Origin of the sequence: Sphingobium sp. ba1 (genome assembly GCF_000743655.1) — a bacterium.
Taxonomy (GTDB): domain Bacteria; phylum Pseudomonadota; class Alphaproteobacteria; order Sphingomonadales; family Sphingomonadaceae; genus Sphingobium.
In genome coordinates this window covers 1-3,131 of sequence record NZ_JPPQ01000068.1, presented here as the reverse complement: position 1 = coordinate 3,131, position 3,131 = coordinate 1, and the positions used below count along the sequence as shown (strand labels likewise).

The 3,131-nt window shown below is 62.3% G+C and carries 3 protein-coding genes; 1 reads left to right on the top strand and 2 read right to left on the bottom strand.

What is annotated here, in order from left to right; genetic code table 11:
- Nucleotides 1-18: 18 nt before the first annotated feature.
- Nucleotides 19-678, bottom strand: a complete 660-nt coding sequence (locus IL54_RS02985; protein WP_052027530.1) for a Rieske 2Fe-2S domain-containing protein — start codon at nucleotides 676-678, stop codon at nucleotides 19-21.
- A gap of 120 nt (nucleotides 679-798) precedes the next feature.
- On the opposite strand from IL54_RS02985, the gene IL54_RS22115 reads away from it, so the two are divergent.
- Nucleotides 799-1,443 (top strand): TetR/AcrR family transcriptional regulator, encoded by a 645-nt coding sequence (locus IL54_RS22115; protein ID WP_052027529.1) that lies wholly within the window; start codon nucleotides 799-801, stop codon nucleotides 1,441-1,443.
- Between the two features lie 328 nt (nucleotides 1,444-1,771).
- On the opposite strand, the gene IL54_RS24560 is transcribed toward IL54_RS22115, so the two are convergent.
- Nucleotides 1,772-3,131: phosphoesterase (locus IL54_RS24560; RefSeq protein WP_037473126.1), on the bottom strand; the 1,360-nt coding region annotated here is incomplete at its 5' end.

The window sequence follows — 3,131 nt, the reverse complement described above, 5'->3', positions numbered from 1 at the left end:
TAACACGATGGCCTGGTTTTACGCCGCCGAATGGCCGACTTTTGCTCCGCCGTTGACAGGCAGGTTCTGACCGTTGCGCTGGACGGTAAGGCTGCGCTCGGTCTCGGCCAGCGTGACCGGAATTTCGACCACCTTGCTCCCGCCCGGAATGGTGTTGGCGTGAATGAAGGTGACATGGCTGAGATCGAGCAGATTTTCGATCAAGAGCGTATAACGCGCATCGACGGTGGCAAGCGGATGCTGTTCAACGACCCAGTCGAGATTGCCAGGTCCGATCGCTTCCATATCGGGGATCAGGCCAGGATCGGCGAGGCTTTCTTGTCCGGTCCAGATCCACAGCAGATTGCCTCGTTCCACGATCGGGTAGCGGCGCAGAGCTGATTTTTGCGGCACATTTTTCTGGCTGGGCACAAACTGGCAATGCCCGTCAGCAGCAAAAGTAAAGCCGTGATACCCACATTGCACGGCATCCCCGACCAAGCGCCCGCGTTCCAGCGGGAAGGCGCGATGGGGACAGATGCCTGCCAGCGCAACCGGATCACCATTTTCTGTGCGATAGAACAGCACCGGCTCGCCCAGAATGTCCCTGGCCAGCAACGTCCGGCCCAGTTCCGATGCGTAGGCCGCGACCCACCATTGGTTACGCGGATAGGGTTGATCAGCGGCAAGCGGATACATGGCTCTCTCCCAAGACGGTTCAGTTTTTCACGAGTCTAGTGTTTGTCATATGACCAAGATATTTGTCAACCGACAAACTTGACCCTTGCGCCGGGCGTGCGGGACCGGCAAACGGGGCGGATGAATAAAGGAAAGAAGCCGCCAAAGGACAGCAGTCCCGCCCGCTATGATGGTCAGGAAAATCGACGGCTCGTTCTCGATGCAGCGCTGCGGGTTTTTTCGGATCTGGGCTTTGAAGGCGCCAGTACGCGGGCGATAGCGGCGGCGGCGGGTATCGAGCAGGGCCATCTTGCCTATTATTTCCCTTCGAAAATGGCGCTTTGGCAGCAGGTTATCGAAACATTCGCACGTCAGGGCGAGGCATATCTAAGGGCGCATCTAACGCCTGATGCGCTGGCCAACCCCGTCGCTACCGCCCATAAGGTTTTGCCGGACTTTCTGCGGACCTTCGCGTCAAATCCCCGCCTGACGCGCCTGATGCTTCAGGAATTTTCTGTCCTGTCGGCACGCCACGAATGGGTGGTCGCCAATTTCGGCCAACCGGTTTGGCGGTTGCTCGAACCTTTGTTCGACGGGTTGCAGGCGCAACGCCGACTGGCGGGTGCAGAGCCGGTCATGGCCTATTTCACACTGATCGGTGCCGCACTGATAACATTCGGCAACCCGGAACTGATCGCGCGACTCGCAGGGGTGGAGGCAAACGAAACCCAATGGGTGGATAAGGCTATTGACCATATGCTGGTGCCCATTTTCGCTTCTGCCTGACCAAGCGCTCCCTTCGCCAGCGATACGCTTGGGCAATGAACGGGATCAGCGCTGCATCCGGTTTTACTGTGGAACTATTATGGTGACCGCGAGCCGCGCCGCCATCTGTCCGGTGTCGCAATGGATAGTGATACCTTTCTGTCCGACCTCGACACGCATGAGCAGTGCGCAAGGGTAGCGCAGTCCCTGCCCCGCAGCTTGACCGCAATTTCTACGCTCGTCTGCTCGACCACGGGCTGTCTGTGAGGACAGATCGCAAGCTAGTGCCCCACCCTTCCTGCCCGAAGTGCATCCAGTTGCCCCGGTTCCACTGCGGCCTGACGTCTGCCTATCGATCGATGTAGATCGGGTTGGAATAGAACCACAGGTCGTTCCAGGGATTTTCGCCCACGGGGTCGGGACCGGGTTCGGTTTGCGTCGTGTTCGTGCCACGGACGCGGAGGTAGCGGGGCATGTCCTGTGCGCCGATGCGGTGTTCGACGACGTGATAATCGCCTTCCTGCTTCCATTGCTGGGCGGTGAAGCGGCGAATGACCTTGGCCGTCGCGTTGCGATCACCCGCCGCTGCGGAGGGGCCGCCTGCGATGAGGTCGACATGATCCAGCTTTGGCACGTCGCCATGGGCGTTCGCCGTGCGGGCCGGTCGCCATCGGATTGTCACGACGATGTCCTCGCCGCCCGGCACGGCGAGCGTATCGCCAATGGCGGCAGGCTGACCGGGCATCCGTACGCGGGCCGCCGTAAAATCCAGCGCGTCGATAAGGTCGCCCGTCACCGCGAAGACGCGCCCGCTGCGCAAGCCGTCCAGAATGTCCGCGCCGGTCGGTGTCGCCAACACCCATGTCTTGGCATATTCGCCGGGCCAGAAATCGGCCCCGCCCGCCGTCCAGTGGCCATGCGAATCCGACGTGGCCGTGATCGTCCAGTGCAGCCCCTGGCCAAGCAGGGCATCCCATCCGCCGCCAAGCGTGGCGACCATCTGATCGAAGCCGCCCATCGTGGGATATCCACCATAGAGGCCGCGCGACCCGTGCGCTGCGTCCAGTCCCGGCTTGGAGGCTGCCGCCTGATGCCCAGGAGCACCCTCCATGCCGATCGCGACATGGGGCGCGGCATCATGCCAGGCCCGATATTCGGCGGGCGCATGAAGCCCCCATTGGCCAAGGCCCGTCGCCGTTCGTGACGGATGAGTGCCGATGACGACAGGGGCATTCGGCAAGTCGGCCATATAGCCGAGGGCCGCGATCATGCGGGACTTGGTGTTGCGGGCCGGGTCGGCCGGGAACGCCTCGCGCTTGCCGAAGCGCGATTCGATAGCGCGCAACGTATCGCGCTCCTGCGCGTCGATCGGCAGGATCAGGCTGGCATGTTCGCCGCCGGGCACGTCGAACTCGGCGCCGTAGAACAGGACGAGGTCCGACACGGCCTTGCGTGCCGCGACGACATCGGGCCAAGCGCGGTCATGGTTGAGGACCGAATGACGGGGTCCGCCATGGTCCGTCGACACCATCCATGACAGGCCGAAACGGCGCGCCATCCGGGCGTTTTCGACAATGGTGTGCGACGAGTCGCCGCCGATGATCGGCGCGGGCGGCGCATGGGGATGGGCCGGGTCGGCGCGATATTGCGCGCTGTAGATGCTATGCACATGATGGTCGCCCGCAAGCCAGCGGCGACCATCGGCGGGA

Coding starts and splice junctions, on each gene's coding strand:
- IL54_RS02985 (WP_052027530.1), bottom strand. CDS start 678: ATGTATCCGCTTGCCGCTGATCAACCCTATCCGCGTAACCAATGGTGG.
- IL54_RS22115 (WP_052027529.1), top strand. CDS start 799: ATGAATAAAGGAAAGAAGCCGCCAAAGGACAGCAGTCCCGCCCGCTAT.